The organism is Bradyrhizobium sp. USDA 326 (assembly GCF_049739485.1).
Classification (GTDB): Bacteria; Pseudomonadota; Alphaproteobacteria; order Rhizobiales; family Xanthobacteraceae; genus Bradyrhizobium.
The window spans coordinates 5,384,737-5,403,790 of the sequence record NZ_JBMGQA010000001.1; the positions used below are offsets into that span (position 1 = coordinate 5,384,737).

The following is a 19,054-nucleotide window of genomic DNA, read 5'->3' on the forward strand; positions in this document are numbered from 1 at the left end:
GCGCCGACCGCTCCCGCGAGCGGGAGAGGTGCACTGAATGCGCGTATGAATTTTGCTACCCCAACTGTGAGAAATCAAACTATGACCAATATCGGCTTCATCGGACTTGGCACCATGGGACGGCCGATGGCCGGCCATCTCCTGGCCGCGGGCCATCGCGTTTTCCTGCATGACGTTGGGCCCGTGGCGCCGGAACTGATCGCGGCCGGCGGCATTCCCTGCATCACCGGCAAGCAGGTCGCGGAGCAGGCGGACGCCGTCATTATCATGGTGCCTGACACACCGCATGTCGAAGCCGTGCTGTTCGGCAAGGACGGCGTCGCGAGCGGCATCTCCAAGGGCAAGATCGTGGTCGACATGAGCTCGATCTCGCCGCTGGCGACGAAAGAGTTTGCGAAGAAGATCGAGGCGCTCGGCGCCGATTATCTCGACGCGCCGGTATCGGGCAGGGAGGTCGGAGCGAAAGCTGCGAGCCTCACCATCATGGTCGGCGGGCCGGAGCGGGCTTTTGGCACCATGAAGCCGGTCTTCGACAAGATGGGCAAGAATGTCACGCATGTCGGTGCCAATGGCGACGGGCAGACGACGAAGGTCGCCAACCAGATCATCGTCGCACTGACGATCGAGGCCGTCAGCGAAGCGCTTCTGTTCGCATCCAAGGCCGGCGCGGACCCAGCGCTGGTGCGCAAGGCGCTGATGGGCGGCTTCGCCTCCTCGCGCATCCTCGACGTCCACGGCGAGCGCATGGTGAAGCGTAATTTCGATCCCGGCTTCCGCATCGAGCTGCATCAGAAGGATCTCAACCTCGCGCTCGAAGGTGCGCGTGCGCTCGGGCTCTCGCTGCCGAGCACGGCGGTGGCACAGCAATTGTTCTCGTCCTGCACCGCGCATGGCGGCAAGGCGTGGGATCATTCGGCGATGGTGCGAGCGCTGGAACTAATGGCGGGGCACGAGATCGCCGCAGCCTGATGTGTTACGGCGTAACAGTCTCTGGATCTGGGCGCTTCTTTGGCCGTACGGAACCGGAACAATGCTCCAGCCCCGCGGTTGAAGGCGCAGGACAATCACTGGAGACATAAGCACATGAAAACCCGTCTTGCGATTACGTTCGCTGCCGTCTCGCTGCTGGCGTCGAGCGCGGCCTTCGCCCAGTCAACAACGGCCCAGGGCGCCGCCGATGGCGCGCGCGCTGGCGGCGACATTGGTGGCCCGATCGGCGCGATGGTCGGCGGCACCGTTGGTGCGGCCGTCGGCGCCGGTCTCGAAATTCCGAATGCCGTGCTGGGCGGGATCCCGCGTGACGATTCCGTGGTGATTCACGAGCGTGTCGTGGTTGGCGAGCCGCTTCCCCCGACCGTGGTGTTGCGGCCCGTGCCGAACTACACCGAGTATCGCTATGCGGTCGTGAACGATCGCCGCGTGATCGTTGAGCCGCGCACCCGCCGCGTCGTCAAGATCATCGACTGATCGGCCGCAACCCTGTGCGCCGAATGGGGCCCTGCGGAATGTCACTCCGCGGGGCCCTCGCTTGTCAGGGCAGCGCTGGCACGAAAGCGCGCGAGCAGCCAATCGGTCGCGGCGGCGAGCGCAAAGCCCAGGCAGGCGGTGGCGGCATCGACCAGAAAATCCTCCACCCGCGCATGGCGGCCGGGTGCCCAAAATTGCAGCAGCTCGAGCACGCCAATCAGCACGACCGCGGCGGCTGCGATCAGCAGACGTCGTCGCCGATAGGCGAGGCCGAACGCCAGTCCCACCAGGACGAAGGCGAGCGCATGTTCGCCGTCCTGGCTTAGGTCGGAATGGGGCCGCAGGCCGGGGGGACCCAGGGTTGCGAAAGTGACGGCGGCCGCGAGCAGCCAGGCAACGCTACGAATGAAAAAGGACATCCGGACCGCTTAGCACGGATTTGGCGGGGTTGTCGCGAGGTCGGTATCAGATCGCCGTGTAGTTAATGACAAAATGTCATAACGGCTCGCGCACGCCGAGGCCGTGCATGAAGCGCTCCCGAATCTGCACGGGGTCGCGGCGGGTGGTGCCCACGCCCGGCTTGTCGTCGATCCGGACGGCGATCAGGCGCGGCTCGGCTCCGGCCATCGCATCGTCGACCAGCCGCTCGAAATCCTCCTCGTCCGCGGCCCAGGCGCTGTTGGCGAGGCCGGAGCCGATGGCGATGGCGACGATGTCGGCGACATCAGCTGCCGGTGTCGGCTGCGCGCCGGTAATTTGATAGACGCCGTTGTCCATGACGATCATCGTCAGGTTCTGCGGCTTCAGGGCTGCAATGGTCGACAGCGCGCCGAGCTGCATCAGTAGCGAGCCATCGCCTTCGAGTGCGAAGACGCGGCGACCGGGCTGCGCCAGCGCCACGCCGAGCGCGATCGGAAAGGCGAGCCCCATGCTGCCCAGCATGTAGAAATTCTGCGGGCGGTGGCCGGCGGCCCAGAGATCGAAATTGGTGTTGCCGATGCCGCCGATGACGGCTTCCTCGTGCTTGAGTTTTGCGACGAGGCGCGAGGTGACGTCGAAGCGGTTCATGACCTTGGTGTTGCGCGTGTTCATGGTGGCGCTCACTTGTCGAACACCTTGCCGCCCGTGAGCAGCGGGTTGAGGATCAGCGCCACCGGCGCCTGCGTGGTGACGGCCTGCTTGATCGAGCGGTCCGTGATGAATTCGAGCTCGTCCAGGCGAGTGATGGTGTGGTGCTCCAGCGCCAGTGAATCGAGCACCGGGCGCATGGTGCGGCAGACCAGCGACTGGCCGTAGTTGAACTCGCCGAGCGTGCCGCGCTCGGACACGAACATGATCAGCGGGATCTGGTAGGGCACCGCGAGCGAGGCCAGCACGTTGGACAGCGTGGCAAAGCCGGAGGTCTGCATCAGCACCGCGCCGCGTCGTCCGCCCATCCAGGCGCCCGAGACGATGCCGACCGCCTCCTCCTCGCGGGCGGTGGCAAAGGTGGTGAAGAAGGGGTCGGCGTGCAGGTTCTTGATCAGCGGTGTCAGAACGCGGTCGGGCACGTAAGGGACGAGGCTGATCTCGTTCCGCTTCAACGTTTGCAGGACAATGCCGTGCCAGCTCCTCTCGCTGGAGCCTTGAGCCGCCTGGGGCGAGGTCTGTTGTTCCGCAATCGCCATTGCGTTCTCCCTTCAGCCGCGCATGCTTCTTGGTTCTGGCCGTTGCGGCGGTCCGCCGAACTTGACGCAGGCAGAGGGATTGTCAACATGTCCGCGCCGGCACCGTGATCTGCGCCAGACGGCCTGCCGTGGCCGGCACCGCCATGTCATAAAAGCGGCAACGAAAAAGCGGGAGGAGGCACCGGAGGCAGCGCGTCGCGTCGACCTTGCCGAGCTCCCTCGCGAACGAGCCGGAAGGGTCCTGATGTCCGTCAACAACAAGCGCGTCTTCTACGTCAAATACCTGGCCAATCCGATCTATATCGACATTCTGAAGGCGCGGCCCGACGTCCGGCTCGATCGCATCGAGAACGAGAGCCCCGAAGACTTCTATGCACCGATCCTGAGCGCGGCCCATGTCTACCAGATCGGTGCGGCCCGCGACGAGCTGGCGCCGCATTTCCACGTCGATGCCGCCTTTCTGAAGCGGACGCCGGAATTGCTGCTGGTCTCCAGCAATGGCGCCGGCTTCGACCCCGTCGACGTCGAGGCCTGCACGGAGGCGGGGGTGCTGGTCGTCAACCAGTCCGGCGGCAACGCCCATTCGGTTGCCGAGCATGCGCTGGCGATGATGCTGACCCTGTCCAAGCGCATCATCCAGTCGGATCGCCGCCTGCGTCGCGAGCGCGACGTCAACCGCAACGAACTCGTCGGCAACGAGGTCGAGGGCAAGACCGTCGGCATCGTCGGCCTCGGCAATGTCGGCCGACGCATTGCCGCCCTGTGCAAGGGCCTGCTTGGCATGACGGTGCTGGCCTACGACCCGTATTTGTCGGCCGAGGTGATGGCGGAGCGGGGCGGGGAGAAGGTCGAGCTCGACGAACTCCTGCGCCGCGCCGATTTCGTCTCGATCTCCTGCCCCCTGAACAAGGGCAGCCGCAACATGATCAGCGTGCGTGAATTCGCGTTGATGCAGCCGCATGCCTATTTTATCACCACGGCGCGCGGTTTCATCCACGACGAGGACGCGTTGCTTCAGGCACTGCGCGACAAGCGCATTGCGGGTGCCGGCCTCGACGTCTGGTCCAAGGAGCCGCCGCCGCCGGAGCATCCGCTGCTCCAGTTCGATAACGTGCTGGCGAGCCCGCACACGGCGGGCGTCACCATCGAGGCGCGGCAGAACATGGGCCGCATCGCCGCCGAACAGGTGCTGGATGTGCTGGACGGCAAGCGCCCGCCGCGCATCATCAATCCCGAGGTCTGGCCGCACTATGCCGAACGCTTCACACAGGCTTTTGGCGTGAAGCCGGGGTAGGGCGCGCGAAGGCTATTGCGCGCCAGCCATTGGTTACCGCGAGGGAAATACAGAGGGGCGCATCTTATCGATGGCGTGAAGGAACGCGTATGACCTGTCCTGTAGATCAGGGAGCATGAGCATACTTTCGATTGCGACATCCGGACTTTCTGCGGCGAGTCTGCGCGTGAACGTGGCCGCGAGCAATATCGCCAACATCAGAACGACCGGCCCGCTACCCGCGTCAGGCGGATCGAGCGCATCGGCCGGTGCGGGCATTGCTCCAACGTTTCCTGCAGCCTACGTGCCGTTGCGAGTAGATCAGGTCTCCCAGTCGAGTGGTTCGACGCCGGGCGGTACGGTTGCGACCGTATCGACGGTGTCGCCGAGCTATGCCGCGCAATCCGACCCGAGCGCTCCCTTCGCAAACCAGGACGGCCTCGTCGCAGCGCCGAATGTCGATCTTGCTAGCGAATTCGCTCAGCTGGTGACCGCAAAGTACAGCTTCGTTGCCAATGCGAAGGTCATTCAGGCCTACGCCGAGACGGAAGACACGCTCCTCGACATCAAGGCGTGAGGGCTGACGTCGGCCGTGTCTCGTCAGCCTGGGCCACTACCCCAGCTTTGCGCCAAGCTGCTGGAACACGGCCTCACAGGTCATGAGGTCGAGATGGCCGCCGCCCGCGTTCTTGAAGAACGTGATGTCGGACGGTGACGTTCGCCCCAGCACAAGGCCGCCGGCGAGGTCGTAGAGGTCGCCGAGGACGTCCGCCTCGCTGATCACGCCGCTTGCGATCGGCTGCAGGATGTCGCCGACCCCATGGAAGGCGGATTCCCGTCGGTCCACGAAGATGCGGGAGCGCTTGGCCGCCTCGTCATCGGCCTCCCGGGTTTGCGGCGTGTAGCCGCCGACGAGGTCCAGATGCGTGCCCGGCCGCAGATTGCGGCCCTTGATCAGCGGCTGATGCGCGCGGGTGCAGGTGGTGATGACATCGGCCTCGCGCGTCGCAGCGTCGAGATCCGTGATTGCTTCCGCCTTGACGCCGACCTTCGCCAAGTGCTGAGCGAGATCCACGCCCCGGTCCGGGCTGCGATTCCAGATCAGCACGCGCTCCAGTGACGGCCGCACGGTGCGATGACCCCGGATCAGCCATTCGGACATCTCGCCGGCCCCGACGCAGAGCAGCGTCTCGGGATTGGGCGGGGCGAGCAGTTTCGTGGCCAGCGCGGAGTCGGCTGCGGTGCGCCAATGCGTGATCTCGGTGCCGTCCATCGCCGCCAGCGGCCGCCCATTGGTGCCGTCGAACAGCACGCACACGGCCTGCACCGCGGGCATCCTGCCTTCGGCCAGATTGGCCGGAAAGCTGGTGAACATCTTGCTGGCCATGTATCGGCCGGGATCGACGGCGCTGCGGATGACGTATTGCCCCCTCTCGTCTCCAAGGAAGGCGTCCAGCACCTCCATCTTCGGCCGGCGATGCGCCTCTTCGAGCGCCGCAATCAGGATCGGAAAGGTCAGAACTTTCGTGACTTCGGTATCGGAGACAAAGTGCAAGGCTAATTCCCTATTGGCGACCGGCATTTGCCCATAAACCCGCGCGGCAGGTTCCGCAACGAATCTTCCGTCGGGTCTCGACAAGCCTTGATCCGCGTCAAAATCTCCTTCCTCTGTCCGGCGTAAATGGGATTAGAGTACCGCCGGGGCAGTTGGGAGGTCCCATGTCAACCTATGTCGTCAAGTTCATGAAGGACGTGCTCGGCGAGTACGGCCGACAGAGCGAGGTCTGCCAGGGTACGCTCGAGATCGACGCCGCCGACGAGGACGAGGCCAAGGAGCGGGCGAAAGCAAGATTTTGCAAGGACCAGGCATTGCATGACTGGTCGCTGCATGCCGACCGCATCCATGTGAGACCGGCTGACTTTCCGTCGTAAGACCTACCGGCCCGGCGCCATGATGGGCGGAGGTGTTGTCGTCCCTGCGCCGAGCGATCGTTGCACCATCACGGTGTCGGACCAGCGGCCGTGGCGATAGGCGACGCCGTGGAGCAGGCCGGCGCGCGCGAAGCCGAATTTTTCGTGCAGCACGAGCGAGGGCGCGTTGTCGGCATCGATATAGCCGATCATCTGGCGGAAGCCGGCCGCCGCGCAGGCGTCGATCAATTCCTGGAGCAATAGCCGTCCAACCCCGCGGCCGAGATGCGCGTGGTGGACGTAGATCGAGTGCTTGGCCGTGTATCGATAGGCCGGGCGCTTGCGGAACAGCACGGCATAGGCATAGCCGACGACCTCGCCGCGATAGGTCGCCACAAGATGCGGCAGGCGGGTCTGCTTCAGGTTCTTGCGCCGGTCGCGCAGATCGTCCGGCTCCGGCGCGCCGGTGCCCTCGACATCGCGCGGCACACCGTTGCGGACGTGATGGCGGTAGATCGCCAACATCGCCTCGACATCGCTTTCGCGTGACGGCCTGACCAGGACGGGTTCATCACTCGCGCGCGCGGCTGTCTCGTTCATCGGCACCTACTCGGCAACGACGTATGTGTAGAGCCCGATGCGCCCGTGAGCATCGACCTCCTTGTAGACGCCCTGGATTTCGACGTCGAAGCCCGGGAAGGTGTTGAAGCAGGTCTCGAACATCTTGAGATAATCGATCATGGGTTTGGCCCGCTCCGTCAGCCGCTCGCCGGGCACGATGGTAGCGATGCCGGGCGGATAGACCACGAAGGGCGTGGTGGCGATGCGGCCGGCGATCGCCTCGATCGGCAGGTAGTCGACATCGTTGCGGAACAAATAGCGCGCGGCATCGCGGGGCGACATCGCAATCTCGGGCATGTGCTCGGGCATGAACTGCCTCGCCTGGAGTGCGCTGACGTCGGCGGCGCGGAAGAAGCGGTGCATCTCGCCGCAGAGATCGCGCAGGCGCACGCCTTCGTAGCGCGCCCGCCGCCGCTGATGGAATTCCGGAATCGCGTCGGCCAGCAGCGCATTGTCGTCATGCAGCCTCTTGAACGCGACGAGGCCGGAGATCAGCGTGCCGGCCTTGCTCGCCTCGACGCCGGGGGTGAGCAGGAAGAGCAGGGAGTTGAGGTCGTTCTTCTCCGGGACGATGCGGTTCTCGCGCAGGTGCTGCGCGACGACCGGTGCGGGGATGCCGTGCTCGGCATAGGCGCCGGTCGCACGATCGAATCCAGGTGTGAGCAAGGTCAGCTTGTTCGGATCGGTCATGGCAAAACCTTCCGCGAGATCGGGAAAGCCGTGCCAGTTGGTGTCCGGAGAGAGCTGCCACAGCGCGGGATTGGTGGCGAGCTCGTCGGTGGAGAGCGTCTCCCAGGCGACGTTGTGGACGGCGCCGGGGCGGCTGACATCGGGAATGGCGACCCGATCGGGAACGAAGGGCTCGAAGAACCAGCGCCGCTCCGGATTTTGCTCCTTCTCCTCGAACTCCCGGCGCATCGCCCGGATCTTCTTGCGCAGCTCGATGCCGAGCCGGATCGTGTCGTCCCACAGCACTTCGCCGGAGCGACCCTTCATCATCTGCGCACCGACGTCGAGCGAGGCGAACAGCGGATAGAAGGGGGACGTCGATGCGTGCTGCATGAAGCTTTCGTTGAAGCGGCGGTGCTCGACGCGCCGCTTCTGGCCGCGGATGTGACGATCCTTGATGTGGATCTGCGAGGCCTGCGAGAAGCTCGCCAGCTGCTTGTGAGTCGACTGCGTTGCGATGATGCCGGGGGCCTCGGGAGGGAGATTGGCCAGGCCCATGGCGAAGCGGCCGGCATAGAGCGGATGGAACTTCATGAAGCCGGCCCAGGCCTCGTCGAACAGGATGTATTCGCAGAGATGGCCGATGCGCTTCAGGATCATCTCGGCGCTGTGGATCGAGCCGTCATAGGTGCACTGCTCGACCACGGCGACGCGGAACGGACGCTCCTTGCGCCAGGCGTCGCGGTCCCCGACCAGCGGATGGTTGCGGATGGCCTCGCGCAGGGCCTTCTCATCGAGCCTGTCCCAGCGCATCGGGCCGATCAGGCCCCAGGCATTGCGGACGGTCGGGACGTAGACGGGGACGCCGCCACTGATCATCAGAGCGCCGTGATGGGCGGCCTTGTGGTTGTTGCGGTCGAACAGCACGAGGTCACCGTCGGTGACGAGGGCGCCGAGCGCGACCTTGTTCGACGTCGAGGTGCCGTTGAGCACGAAATAGGTTTTTTCGGCGCCGAAGATCTGGGCCGCTTCCTTTTGCGCCTTCAGCGCCGGACCTTCATGGGTGAGCAGGTCGCCGAGATCGAGCACGGAATTATCGAGGTCGTCGCGGAATACGGATTCGCCAAGATGCTCGACGAACACGCGCCCGATCGGGCTGCGGTTGTAGAACACGCCGCCATTGTGGCCCGGACAGGTCCAGAGCTGGTTTCCTTCCTCGGCATAGTCGACCAGCGCGCCGAAGAACGGCGTCTTCAGCGTCTCGGCATATTGCTTGAGACGGCTGATCAGGTTCTTGGCGATGAAGGGCGGCGTCTCCTCGGACAGGAAGACATAGCCGTCGATGAAATCGAGCACCTCGACCGGCAGATCCTCGAACCGCTTGCGACGGATCAGGAGGATGATCGGGAAGTCGAGGCCGCGGCGGCGCATCAGATTGATCAGCGCCGAGGTCTTGCCCTCCAGCCCCTTTTTGCCCCAGTCCACCACCATGCAGCCGATCGCGGCGTCGGTCTGCACTGCCATCTCGGCATCCTCCAGCTTGCGCGCCCGGACCACCTCGAAGCCGGAGCGTTGGATCTCCTCGATGATCTGGTTGAAGCGGACGCCTTCGAGATCGTCGGCGTCGAACACGGGGGCGGCGAACAGGAAGTTGAAGCGCTTGAAATAGTCCATGTCGGATCCCGAATGTGGCGGAGACACAGCTCTCGGCACATTCGATGACAGCTGGATGACAGGAGCCGAGAACGCGGGGCGGTTCGAGTACCTGCGGCTTCAGTCCAGCAGCTTGTCCAACGTGATCGGGAAGCGGCGGATGCGCTTGCCGGTGGCATGATAGACGGCGTTCGCAATCGCCGCAGGCACGCCGACGATGCCGATTTCGCCGAGACCCTTGATATCCATCCTGTTGATCCGGCTGTCGGGCTCATCAACGAAAATGACGTCTATGTCGTGAATGTCGGCGTTCACGGGAATGTGGTACTCGGCGATGTTCGCATTCATGATGCGGCCGAAGCGGTGATCCATCACTGTCTCCTCGTGCAGCGCCATTCCGATCCCCCAGACCACGCTGCCCATGATCTGACTGCGGCCCGTCTTGGTGTTCAGGATGCGCCCTGCCGCGACTGCACTCACGACCCGCGTGACGCGGATGACACCCAGCTCTTCATCGACCTTCACCTCTGCGAAAACCGCCGAATGCGTGTTGCGCGCATGCGATTTGTCCTCCGCGAACTGGTTGAGCTTCTCCTTTTCGATCCGCTCGAGCTTGCTGTGGCGCATGACATCCGCAATCGAGACGGCAGCCCCGTTCTTGCCCTCGCTGGCGATCATCCCGTCGACCAGGAGCACGTCGGCGGCGTCGTTAGCAAGCGGCGAGCCCGGCATGGCCTTTGCAAGACGTGCGAGCTCCTGGCGAATGTCTTCGGCCGCTCCCAGCACGGCATGCGCGCTGGACGCCGCCATCCAGGAGCCGCCCTCGACGGGGGCTTGCGGCAAGGTCGAATCGGCGAGCCTGACGCTGATGTTCTCGATCGGCAGCCCGAGACCATCGGCCGCGACTTGCGCCACAATGGTGTACGTGCCGGTGCCGATATCGGACGCGGCGCAGGAGACCTCGGCATGGCCGTTGGCCGTCAGGACGATGCGGACGGCGACCGGCATCTGCAGCGCCTCCCACACCCCTGTCGCCATGCCCCAGCCGACCAGTTCCTTGCCGTCGCGCACGGAGCGCGGCGCGGGATTGCGCCGGGCCCAGCCGAAGGCTTCCGCGCCGCGCGCGTAGCATTCGCGCAACTGCTTGCTGGTGTAGGGGAGGCCTTCGCTCTGATCGCGATCCGAGTAGCACTTCAGGCGCAGTTCGACCGGATCGAGCTTCAGCGCGACGGCCAGTTCGTCCATGGCGCACTCGAGCGCGCAGACGCCCGAAGCCGCGCCCGGCGCGCGCATGTCGCAGGGCGTCGAGACGTCGAGGTCGATCAGCTTGTGGGAAGAGTGGCTGTTCGGGCTCTTGTAAAGCTGCTCGGCCCAGCCGGTGTCATTGCGTGAAAAATCCTCGTAGCGTGAGGTAACGGCAATGGCTTCGTGGCTGACGGCATCAAGCGTGCCGTCGGGCCCTGCCCCGAGCGCGACATGCTCGATGGTCATCGGGCGATAGCCCAGCCCATACATCTGCCGCCGTGTCAGCACGACGCGGACGGAGCGCTTGAGTGCGAGGGCGGCCAGCGTCGCCAGCACAACCTGGTATTGCGGTCGCAGGCCGGAGCCGAATGCGCCGCCGACATAGGGCGAAAGCACGCGGATCTCCTCCGGCTTCTTGTCGAACACACCGCAGAGGAAGTTTTGAACGTTCTGGACGCCTTGGGTCTTGTCGTAGACCGTGAGCTTGCCGTCGCCCTCCCAGACCGTCGTCGTCGCATAGAGCTCCATCGGATTGTGATGCTCGGTCGGAACGAGGTAATCCGCCTCGTGCCGCAGGGTGGCGGCCGCAAGTGCTGCTTTGGCGTTGCCGCGGGGCTTGTGCGGCCTGTCCATCTCACGGGCACTGCCGCGCCCGGCCTCGAGATCGGTTGCGAAGCCATCCTGCTCGTAGTCGATCCGCACCAGCGTTGCGGCGAACTTCGCGGTCTCCCATTCTTCGGCAACAACGAGAGCAATCGGCTGCCCGTTGAACTTGATCAAGTCGTCATATAGCGGCCGGAACGGCGAACCCTCCGGGGCCACCTCGTCCTTCCAAGCCTCGTCCTTGTCGGCGAGGGAAGGACGATTGGCGTGCGTGAGCACGTCGAGCACTCCGGCCACCTTCAGCGCCTCGCTGGTGTCGAGCCGCACGATACGACCGCGCGGTATGGTGGCCTCCACCACGAAACCATGGACCAGGCCCTCAGCGCTGAACTCGCCGGCATATTTCGCGGCTCCAGTGACCTTGCCCCGGCCGTCGACGCGCGACGTTGGTGTTCCGACATAGGCGTTCATCGGGCCCTCATGCGATCTTCTTGCGAGCTTGGGATTGCGGTGTGGCGCTTGTGGCCTGGATCAGCGCCCGCACGACCGCTCGGCGCGCGAGCTCGATCTTGAATCCGTTGTGCGAGCGAGCGGTTGCTCCCTGCAGCAGCAGGTCGGCGGCGCGCCCGAAATGATCAGGTGTTGCCGCCTGGCCGCGCAATGCCGCTTCGGCTTCGGGGGTTCGCCACGGCTTGTGAGCCACGCCTCCAAGCGCAAGGCGGGCTTCGCTGATCGCGTTACCCTCCAGCTCGACCGCGGCTGCGACCGAGACCAGGGCGAAGGCGTAGGACAGCCGGTCGCGGATCTTCAGATAGCTGTAGTTCCGCGCAAAACGCTGCGGCGGCAGCTCGATTGCGGTGATGATCTCGCCGCTGCCGAGATTCGTATCGAGGTGAGGCTTGTCGTCAGGAAGCCGATGGAAATCCGTCAGCGCGATGGTACGCTTGCCGGTGCGGCCTGCAATGTGGACGAGCGCACCGAGTGCCGCCAGCGCCACGCTCATGTCGGAGGGATTGGTCGCGATGCAGGACGTGCTGGTGCCGAGGATTGCATGGTTCCGGTTGAGGCCATCGAGGGCCGAGCAGCCCATACCGGGACTTCGCTTGTTGCAAGGCGTGGTCGTGTCGTAGAAATAGGCGCAGCGCGTTCGTTGCATCAGGTTGCCGCCGACCGATGCCATGTTGCGCAGTTGGGCGGAGGCGCCGGCCAGAATGGCGCTGGCAAGCAGAGGATAGCGCTGCTCGATCAGCGGATGGTAGGCGAGGTCGGAATTGGGCACCAAGGCGCCGATGCGCAGGCCGCCGTCGGCAGTCTCCTCGATGTCGCGGAGCGGCAGGCGGGAAATGTCGATCAGCCGGGAGGGCCGTTCGACGTTCTCCTTCATCAGGTCGATCAGGTTGGTGCCGCCGGCGATCAACTTCGCGCCGGGATCGGCGTCGAGCAGGCGGAGGGCGTCGGCGACTTCGCTCGCGCGGGAATACTGGAAGTTGTTCATGACCGGCTCATTGCCTGCTCGATCGCAGCCACGATGTTGGGATAGGCGCCGCAGCGGCAGAGATTTCCGCTCATCAGCTCCCGGATTTCGTCGGCATCCCGCGCACGACCTTCGGCCAGCAGGCCGGCCGCCGAGCAAATCTGACCCGGCGTGCAATAGCCGCACTGAAAGGCGTCATGGTCGATGAAGGCCTGTTGCAAGGGATGCAGCGCGCCGTCCTTGGCAAGGCCTTCGATCGTCGTGATCTCGGCGCCATCCTTCATGACGGCGAGGGTCAGGCAGGAATTGACCCGTCTTCCGTCGACCAGCACGGTACAGGCGCCGCATTGGCCGTGATCGCAGCCTTTCTTGGTGCCGGTCAATTCCAGGCGGTCTCGCAGCGCATCCAGAAGCGTGGTCCACGGCGTGAGCTCGAGCGCGCGCCCTTCGCCATTGACGACGAGGTTGATCGGAATGCGTTCGGGGATCGTAATGTCGGCCATCTTCTATTTCCCTGCGGAAGGGGCCGAGCTGGGCAGATTGGGAAGTGACGCGAGAATGCGTTGCCGCCGCTGGCCGATAGCGCCCAACGGATGACGGCTTGCTTGGTTCCCGACCGATTCTTTCGGTCGGACAGATGAGGTCAGCGCTTCGTCTCGCCGAACACTACGGTCGGCACCGCGCGGTTGACGATCTCGCGCAGCGCGAAGCTCGATTGCACCCGCGCGACGCGGGGCAGGCGGGACAGCTCGGTACGGTGGATGCGCTCGAAATCCTGGATGTCGCGGGCGAGCACGATCAGGATGTAGTCGTCGGTGCCCGACATCAGGAAGCAGCGCACGACCGAGGGGCATTTCACCACCTCCGCCTCGAAAGCCTTCAGCGCATCGTCGCTCTGGCTCTCCAATGCGATGCGAACCAGCACAGTGGTGGTGAGGCCGAACTGGGCGAGGTCGAGCGCGGCCTGGTAGGCTTGGATGTAGCCGTCATCCTCCAGCGCCTTCTGCCGCCGCGCCAGCGCCGTGCTCGACAGGCCGATCTTGTTGGCAAGCTCGGTGTGGCTGGCTCGCGCATTGGTCGTGAGTTCCGCGAGGATCGCGAGGTCTTTCCGGTCGAGGGCCAAGGTTTGGTTTCCAGCGTGAAAGGGCACTTTTGCGCCGGAAACCGGCGCGCGCGTGCCGAACCTAGCGGATATTTGCCCGAAACCAAACGGGCGCCGTCGCTACGATGAATGAGCGGAATCAGTGCGTTGGCAAAGGAGCTCGGGATGCGCGTCGGTGTGCCCAAGGAGATCAAGGTGCAGGAATATCGCGTCGGGCTCACCCCGGGCGCCGTCCGCGAGTATGTCGCCGCCGGGCACCAGGTGACGGTCGAGACCGGCGCCGGCAGTGGCATCGGCGCGTCCGACGAGGTGTATCGGCGGGCAGGGGCGTCCATTGCCGAGACCGCCCGCGAGATCTTTGCCAAGTCCGAGATGATCGTGAAGGTCAAGGAGCCGCAGAAGAGCGAATGGACTCAGCTCCGCGAAAGCCAGATCCTGTTCACTTATCTTCATCTTGCGCCGGATCCGGAGCAGGCCAAGGGCCTGATCGACTCCGGCTGCACGGCGATCGCCTATGAAACCGTCACGGACGCGAGCGGTCACCTCCCGCTGCTCGCGCCGATGAGCGAAGTCGCCGGCCGCCTCGCCATCGAGGCCGCCGGCGCCGCGCTCAAGCGCTCCGCCGGCGGCCGCGGCTTGCTCCTGGGCGGCGTGCCGGGCGTGCAGCCGGCGCGCGTCGTCGTGCTCGGTGGCGGGGTGGTCGGAACCCAGGCTGCGCGCATGGCGGCCGGCCTCGGTGCGGAAGTCACCGTGATCGACCGCTCGATTCCGCGCTTGCGCCAACTGGACGATCTCTTTGCCGGACGCGTGCGCACGCGGTTCTCGACCATCGAGTCGGTCGAGGACGAGGTGTTCGCCGCCGACGTCGTGATCGGTGCAGTGCTGGTGCCGGGCGCCAGTGCGCCCAAGCTCGTCACGCGCCCCATGCTGAAATCGATGCGGCCAGGGGCCGTGCTGGTGGACGTCGCGATCGACCAGGGCGGTTGCTTCGAGACCTCTCATCCGACCACGCACGCCGAGCCAACCTACGAGGTCGACGGCGTCGTGCATTATTGCGTCGCCAACATGCCGGGCGCGGTGCCGGTGACCTCAAGTCAGGCCCTGAACAATGCGACGCTGCCGTTCGGACTGATGCTCGCGAACAAGGGGTTTGCGGCGGTGCTGGAGAACCCGCATTTGCGTAACGGCCTGAACGTGCATCGCGGCCGGATCACGAACAAGGCGGTGGCAGAGAGCCTCGGAATGGAGTTCGCCCCGGTGGAGAGCGGGCTTGCGGCTTAAGGGCCTTCCGTCATTCACAGTCAGTGCTGACAGATTGCTTCACACCTTCGTCAGCCTGTACTGCCGCAGATCCGGATCATGCGTCATGCGCCAGTAATCGACGAAGCGCCACGGCATCGCCGAGAACACGCGGCCACTGCTGTTGCGGTAGTAGGTGCTCATGCCCGGATGGGTCCAGATCATCGCCTCGTGCTCGGCATCGACCTTGCGGACGTACTCGTCGAGCACGTCCTGGCGGACATCGATCGTTGCGATGTCCCGTTCGATCATGTCGACGAGACATGCCGAGATGTAGCGGCTCTGGCATTCCGACTGGAAGATGACGCTGCCGCCATGGGCCGGTCCTGAGTTCGGGCCGAGCATGCAGAAGAAGTTTGGAAAGCCCGGCACGGTGAGGCCAAGGAACGCGGTCGGATTGTCGTTGGCCCAGGCTTGACGCAAATCCTTGCCGTCGCGTCCGCAAATGTTGAGACGCGCGGCCATCTCCGTGACCTTGAAGCCGGTTGCCACCACGATGATGTCGGCGGGCCGGTGTCTGCCGTCTGCGGTGACAATGCCGCCTTGATCGAAATGATCGACCGCGTCGGTGACGAGCTCGACGTTGTCTCGCCTCAAAGTCTTGAACCAGTTGTTGTCGAGCAGGATGCGCTTGCCATAGGGCGGATAGGCCGGCACGCATTTCTCGATCAGGTCGGGGCGTCCCTGCAGCTCCGACAGGATGAAGTCCGTCAGCTCCTGGCGGTGCCGGTCGTTGCCCTTGTTGACGGCGCGCTCGGGATGCGGCCAGGCCGGGTCCTTGCGCAGGAAGGGCAGGAGGCCATCGCCGTATCGCCAGAACATGTTGAAGCGATACCACTGCACATAGAACGGCAGATGCGCCAGCAGCCAGCGCGCGCCCTCGCTGATCGGGTCGGCATAGCCCTTCACAGGCCGAGCCCATTGCGCGCTGCGCTGGTAGACCGTGACCGAGGCTGCGCGGCCGGCGATCGCGGGCACGAGCTGCATCGAAGTGGCACCGGTGCCGATCACGGCGACGTGCTTGCCCTCGACGTCGATGTCATCGGACCACAATGCCGAATGCAGGATCATTCCCTTGAAGCTGTCCTCGCCTTTGAAGCGGGCGCGTGAGGGATCGTTGAGCTGGCCGATGGCCGAGACAAGCGCCGTCGATTCGAAGGTCTCTTCGCCATTCTTCGTTTTGAGCGTGGAGATCCAGCGCCGCCTGCCTTCGTCCCAGCGCGACGAGGTCAGCTCGGTGTTGACGCGCAGATGCTTGCGGATGCCGTATTCGTCGGCGACCTTCAGCAAATAACCGAGCAGCTCCTCGCGCTGGCAGAAGTAGCGCGTCCAGGCATTGCGCGATCCGAACGAATACGAATAGGAGTGGTTCGGCGTATCGACGCCGCAGCCGGGATAGCGGTTGATCCACCAGGTGCCGCCGAGTTCTTCGTTCTTCTCGACGATGGTGTAGGGGATGCCGAGATGGCCGAGCGCCACGCCGAGCGCGATGGCACAGACGCCGGCGCCGACGATCAGCACGTGCTGGTCCGCAAGCTTTTTGTCGGAAGGGCGCGTCGTCCAGCGTGCCTCGCGCGTCACAAAGCCCATCTCCTCGCGCATCAGGGGCGCATATTCCGGCGCGACGTTCTCGCCGAGGCAGGCGCGCATCATCCTCAGCAGCAATTCCTCGCCGGGGTCGGTGATCACGGGCTTCGGTGTGCCGTCGGCGAAGAGCTTGACCACGGCGGCGCGGATCTCGTCCTGGATGTCGCGCGGCACTCCGGCCTCGGGATCGGGGATGAGGCGAATATCCCGCTTCGGCAGATAGGGCGGTTCGAGCCACTTCTCGTCGCCGCTCATGTGCACCAGCACCATCAGCAGGCAGCGGATATCGCCCTCGGCGATGGCCGAGGCGAGGTAGAGCGGCTTGTGCGGAGATTCGATGTTCATGGCGTGTCCTGATCTCCGAAGGCAGTGAAGAGGCCGCGCGTCATCAGCTTGCGATAGGCGGAGACGACGTGGTCGGGCACGGCGGTGACGCCGTTTTCCGAATAGGAATAGCGGCGGCTGAGATAGCCGCGCGCACCCATCAGCATGTGGACGATCGCCTCGAATTCCTCATCGCTGAAATCCTCGATCGCGCCTGCAAGACGAGCCCGGCGCAGGATGCGGACATAGGCGACCGAAATGTTGTCGAGATGCTTCTGATAGCCAACTGGCGCAAAGAACTCGGCCTCGTTGAGGATGCGCAAGAATTCCGGCACCTCGCGGATGAAGTCGAAGAAGGCGGAGAACCGCGCGATCTCCTGCCGTGCCGCATCCGCGGTGCCGGTGCGACCGCGGATGAACTCGACCATGTCGAGGCCGATCTTGGGCAGGAGCTGGTCGAGCAATTCCTGGCGGTTCTCGAAATGATTGTAGAAGGTGCCCTGCGCGACGCCGGCCTGTTCGGTGATGCGGGCGACCGAGGCTTCGGCATAGCCGTATCTGCCCACGACCTTGGTGGCGGCCTCGAAGATTTTCTGCTTGGTCCAGGCGTTGCGCTCGATTCGGTTGAGCTTTGTCACCTTGGCGTTCACTTGCGTCATTCAGACGTCTCCAGCTCGGCGCGTAGCACGCGCTTGAGGATCTTGCCGCTTGGATTGCGCGGCAGGCTGTCGCGGACGATGAGCTGTTTCGGCACCTTGAAGCTCGCCAGCCGCGCACGGCAATGTTCGGTGAGGGCAGGGAGGTCGAGGCTGGCGCCGTCAGCCAGCACGACGATGGCGACCGGCCGCTCGCCCCAGCGCGCATCGCGCAGGCCGATCACGGCGACCTCGCGCACCTCGGGCAGATCGTAGATGACGCGCTCGACCTCGGAGGAGGCAATGTTCTCGCCGCCGGAGATGATCATGTCCTTCTTGCGGTCGGTCAGGTACAGAAAGCCCTCGTCGTCGAGATAGCCGACGTCACCGCTGCGGAACCAATCGCCGAAGAAGGCCGAAGCCGTCTTCTCCGGATCCTTCCAATAGCCGCGCGTGATCTTGGGCCCGCGCAGGCAGATCTCGCCGTTGACGTTCGGCGGCAGTACCTTGCCGTCCTCGTCGCGGATCTCGATATCGACATGGGCAATGGCGCGGCCGGTGGAGCCGATCTTCTCGATCTCGCGGCCGGCTTCCATAAAGGTGTCGCCGCCGACGGTCTCGGTGAGGCCATAGGCGTCGATGTAGCGCGCGTTGCGGAAGTATTCGGAGAAGGCGCGGATGCGCGCTTCCGGCGTCTTCTCGCCGCCGCCGATCGCCCATGTCAGGCTGGAGACGTCGTAACGGTCACGCGTCGGGCAGGTGAGCATCGCCGTGGTCATGACAGGCGCGAACCAGGCCGCGTTGAGCTTGTCTTCCGCGATCGCCGCGAGCGCCGTCTCCGGCTCGAAATTGCGTTCGATGCGGATGAAGCCGCCATGCCAGAGCACGGCGATGCCCGGCAGATCGAGCGCGCCGACGTGATAGAGCGGGCCGACGACGAGAAGCCGCGTCTCGGCACCGAGGCCGAGCGCGATCGTCTGGTCGGCGGACTTCCAGTAGAAATTGTCGTAAGAGAGCATCACGCCCTTGGGCCGATCGGTCGTGCCCGAGGTGTACATCAGCCGCATCAAGTCAGATGGCTGGCGCGGATGCAACGGCGCGGGTGCAGCGTCGCTCGCGAGACGCATGACGCTGTGCTGCGCGGCTTCATCGAGCACGACAATCTTCGCGCCCGCGGCATTCGCCGCCAGTTCCTCATCGACGATCAGCAGGCCCGCTCCGGCATTGCCGACGATGTAGCCGACCTCATCGCGCGAGAGGCGGAAGTTGATCGGCAGGAAGACTGCGCCGAGATGACTGGTGGCAAACACCAGCTCCAGGAACGCCGCGCTGTTCTTCATCAAGACGGCGACGACATCGCCAGGGCCGATGCCCTGCGCGGCGAGCCAACCGGCGACCTTGCGGACGCGTGCATCAAGGGCCGCGTAGGAGATCTCCTCGCCGCGATATTTCAGCGCGGGTCGCTCCGGCGTGCGTCGGGCATGAAAGGCGATGAAGCTCGACAGATTGATCATTTGCGCTGGT

General features: G+C 64.7%; 19 protein-coding genes. 6 read left to right on the forward strand and 13 right to left on the reverse strand.

Annotated elements, in window-relative coordinates; all coding sequences use genetic code 11:
• The first annotated feature begins 81 nt into the window (after window positions 1-81).
• Both ABIG06_RS25240 and ABIG06_RS25245 read left to right on the forward strand, forming a co-directional pair.
• Complete coding sequence (locus ABIG06_RS25240) at window positions 82-969, forward strand: 2-hydroxy-3-oxopropionate reductase (protein ID WP_370139002.1); 888 nt, start codon at window positions 82-84, stop codon at window positions 967-969.
• Between the two features lie 114 nt (window positions 970-1,083).
• Complete coding sequence (locus ABIG06_RS25245; RefSeq protein WP_124161450.1) at window positions 1,084-1,467, forward strand: DUF1236 domain-containing protein; 384 nt, start codon at window positions 1,084-1,086, stop codon at window positions 1,465-1,467.
• 41 nt (window positions 1,468-1,508) lie between these two features.
• Here the strand turns inward: ABIG06_RS25245 and ABIG06_RS25250 are convergent, their stop codons facing one another.
• The 3 genes from ABIG06_RS25250 to ABIG06_RS25260 all read right to left on the reverse strand — a co-directional run bounded on the left by ABIG06_RS25250 (window position 1,509) and on the right by ABIG06_RS25260 (window position 3,134).
• The gene (locus ABIG06_RS25250) at window positions 1,509-1,886 is read right to left on the reverse strand and encodes a VanZ family protein (protein WP_370139003.1); all 378 of its coding nucleotides are present in this window, start codon (window positions 1,884-1,886) and stop codon (window positions 1,509-1,511) included.
• Window positions 1,887-1,962: 76 nt separating this feature from the next.
• Window positions 1,963-2,559, reverse strand: a complete 597-nt coding sequence (locus ABIG06_RS25255; RefSeq protein ID WP_370139004.1) for a thiamine pyrophosphate-dependent enzyme — start codon at window positions 2,557-2,559, stop codon at window positions 1,963-1,965.
• An 8-nt stretch (window positions 2,560-2,567) separates the two neighbouring features.
• Window positions 2,568-3,134 (reverse strand): decarboxylase, encoded by a 567-nt coding sequence (locus ABIG06_RS25260; RefSeq protein WP_370139005.1) that lies wholly within the window; start codon window positions 3,132-3,134, stop codon window positions 2,568-2,570.
• Window positions 3,135-3,378: 244 nt separating this feature from the next.
• Here ABIG06_RS25260 and ABIG06_RS25265 point away from each other — a divergent pair, with 244 nt between their 5' ends.
• Together ABIG06_RS25265 and ABIG06_RS25270 are read left to right on the forward strand one after the other, a co-directional pair.
• On the forward strand, window positions 3,379-4,428 hold the full coding sequence (locus ABIG06_RS25265) for a hydroxyacid dehydrogenase (RefSeq protein WP_370139006.1): 1,050 nt from the start codon (window positions 3,379-3,381) through the stop codon (window positions 4,426-4,428).
• Window positions 4,429-4,543: 115 nt separating this feature from the next.
• Window positions 4,544-4,984 (forward strand): flagellar basal body rod protein FlgC, encoded by a 441-nt coding sequence (locus tag ABIG06_RS25270; RefSeq protein WP_124161445.1) that lies wholly within the window; start codon window positions 4,544-4,546, stop codon window positions 4,982-4,984.
• A 36-nt stretch (window positions 4,985-5,020) separates the two neighbouring features.
• On the opposite strand, the gene ABIG06_RS25275 is transcribed toward ABIG06_RS25270, so the two are convergent.
• Window positions 5,021-5,962, reverse strand: a complete 942-nt coding sequence (locus tag ABIG06_RS25275) for an ornithine cyclodeaminase family protein (RefSeq protein WP_124161444.1) — start codon at window positions 5,960-5,962, stop codon at window positions 5,021-5,023.
• 164 nt (window positions 5,963-6,126) lie between these two features.
• Here ABIG06_RS25275 and ABIG06_RS25280 point away from each other — a divergent pair, with 164 nt between their 5' ends.
• On the forward strand, window positions 6,127-6,339 hold the full coding sequence (locus tag ABIG06_RS25280; protein ID WP_124161443.1) for a hypothetical protein: 213 nt from the start codon (window positions 6,127-6,129) through the stop codon (window positions 6,337-6,339).
• A gap of 3 nt (window positions 6,340-6,342) precedes the next feature.
• Here the strand turns inward: ABIG06_RS25280 and ABIG06_RS25285 are convergent, their stop codons facing one another.
• From ABIG06_RS25285 to ABIG06_RS25310, 6 genes are all read right to left on the reverse strand, one after another.
• The gene (locus tag ABIG06_RS25285; RefSeq protein WP_370139007.1) at window positions 6,343-6,918 is read right to left on the reverse strand and encodes a GNAT family N-acetyltransferase; all 576 of its coding nucleotides are present in this window, start codon (window positions 6,916-6,918) and stop codon (window positions 6,343-6,345) included.
• Between the two features lie 6 nt (window positions 6,919-6,924).
• A complete protein-coding gene (locus tag ABIG06_RS25290; protein ID WP_370139008.1) occupies window positions 6,925-9,282 on the reverse strand; it encodes an Orn/Lys/Arg decarboxylase N-terminal domain-containing protein in 2,358 nt (785 codons plus the stop codon).
• Window positions 9,283-9,381: 99 nt separating this feature from the next.
• The gene (locus tag ABIG06_RS25295; protein WP_370139009.1) at window positions 9,382-11,580 is read right to left on the reverse strand and encodes a xanthine dehydrogenase family protein molybdopterin-binding subunit; all 2,199 of its coding nucleotides are present in this window, start codon (window positions 11,578-11,580) and stop codon (window positions 9,382-9,384) included.
• A gap of 7 nt (window positions 11,581-11,587) precedes the next feature.
• Entirely contained in the window at window positions 11,588-12,604 is a 1,017-nt protein-coding gene (locus tag ABIG06_RS25300; protein ID WP_370139010.1) for an FAD binding domain-containing protein, read from the reverse strand.
• Entirely contained in the window at window positions 12,601-13,086 is a 486-nt protein-coding gene (locus ABIG06_RS25305) for a (2Fe-2S)-binding protein (protein ID WP_370139011.1), read from the reverse strand. Before ABIG06_RS25305 ends, ABIG06_RS25300 begins: the two co-directional genes overlap by 4 nt.
• Window positions 13,087-13,226: 140 nt before the next feature.
• On the reverse strand, window positions 13,227-13,706 hold the full coding sequence (locus tag ABIG06_RS25310; protein ID WP_197965164.1) for an Lrp/AsnC family transcriptional regulator: 480 nt from the start codon (window positions 13,704-13,706) through the stop codon (window positions 13,227-13,229).
• Window positions 13,707-13,850: 144 nt separating this feature from the next.
• Between ABIG06_RS25310 and ald the strand changes: the two genes are divergently transcribed.
• On the forward strand, window positions 13,851-14,966 hold the full coding sequence (gene ald, locus ABIG06_RS25315; RefSeq protein ID WP_370140904.1) for an alanine dehydrogenase: 1,116 nt from the start codon (window positions 13,851-13,853) through the stop codon (window positions 14,964-14,966).
• Window positions 14,967-15,005: 39 nt separating this feature from the next.
• Here ald and ABIG06_RS25320 read toward each other — a convergent pair whose 3' ends face one another.
• Genes ABIG06_RS25320 through ABIG06_RS25330 form a run of 3 tightly spaced genes read right to left on the reverse strand, consistent with a single transcriptional unit; the run spans window position 15,006 to window position 19,044 of the window.
• Window positions 15,006-16,916 (reverse strand): flavin-containing monooxygenase, encoded by a 1,911-nt coding sequence (locus ABIG06_RS25320; protein ID WP_370139012.1) that lies wholly within the window; start codon window positions 16,914-16,916, stop codon window positions 15,006-15,008.
• Window positions 16,913-17,554 (reverse strand): TetR/AcrR family transcriptional regulator, encoded by a 642-nt coding sequence (locus ABIG06_RS25325; RefSeq protein ID WP_370139013.1) that lies wholly within the window; start codon window positions 17,552-17,554, stop codon window positions 16,913-16,915. Before ABIG06_RS25325 ends, ABIG06_RS25320 begins: the two co-directional genes overlap by 4 nt.
• The gene (locus ABIG06_RS25330) at window positions 17,551-19,044 is read right to left on the reverse strand and encodes an AMP-binding protein (RefSeq protein WP_370139014.1); all 1,494 of its coding nucleotides are present in this window, start codon (window positions 19,042-19,044) and stop codon (window positions 17,551-17,553) included. The genes ABIG06_RS25325 and ABIG06_RS25330 overlap by 4 nt, the downstream gene beginning before the upstream one ends.
• Between the last annotated feature and the right edge of the window lie 10 nt (window positions 19,045-19,054).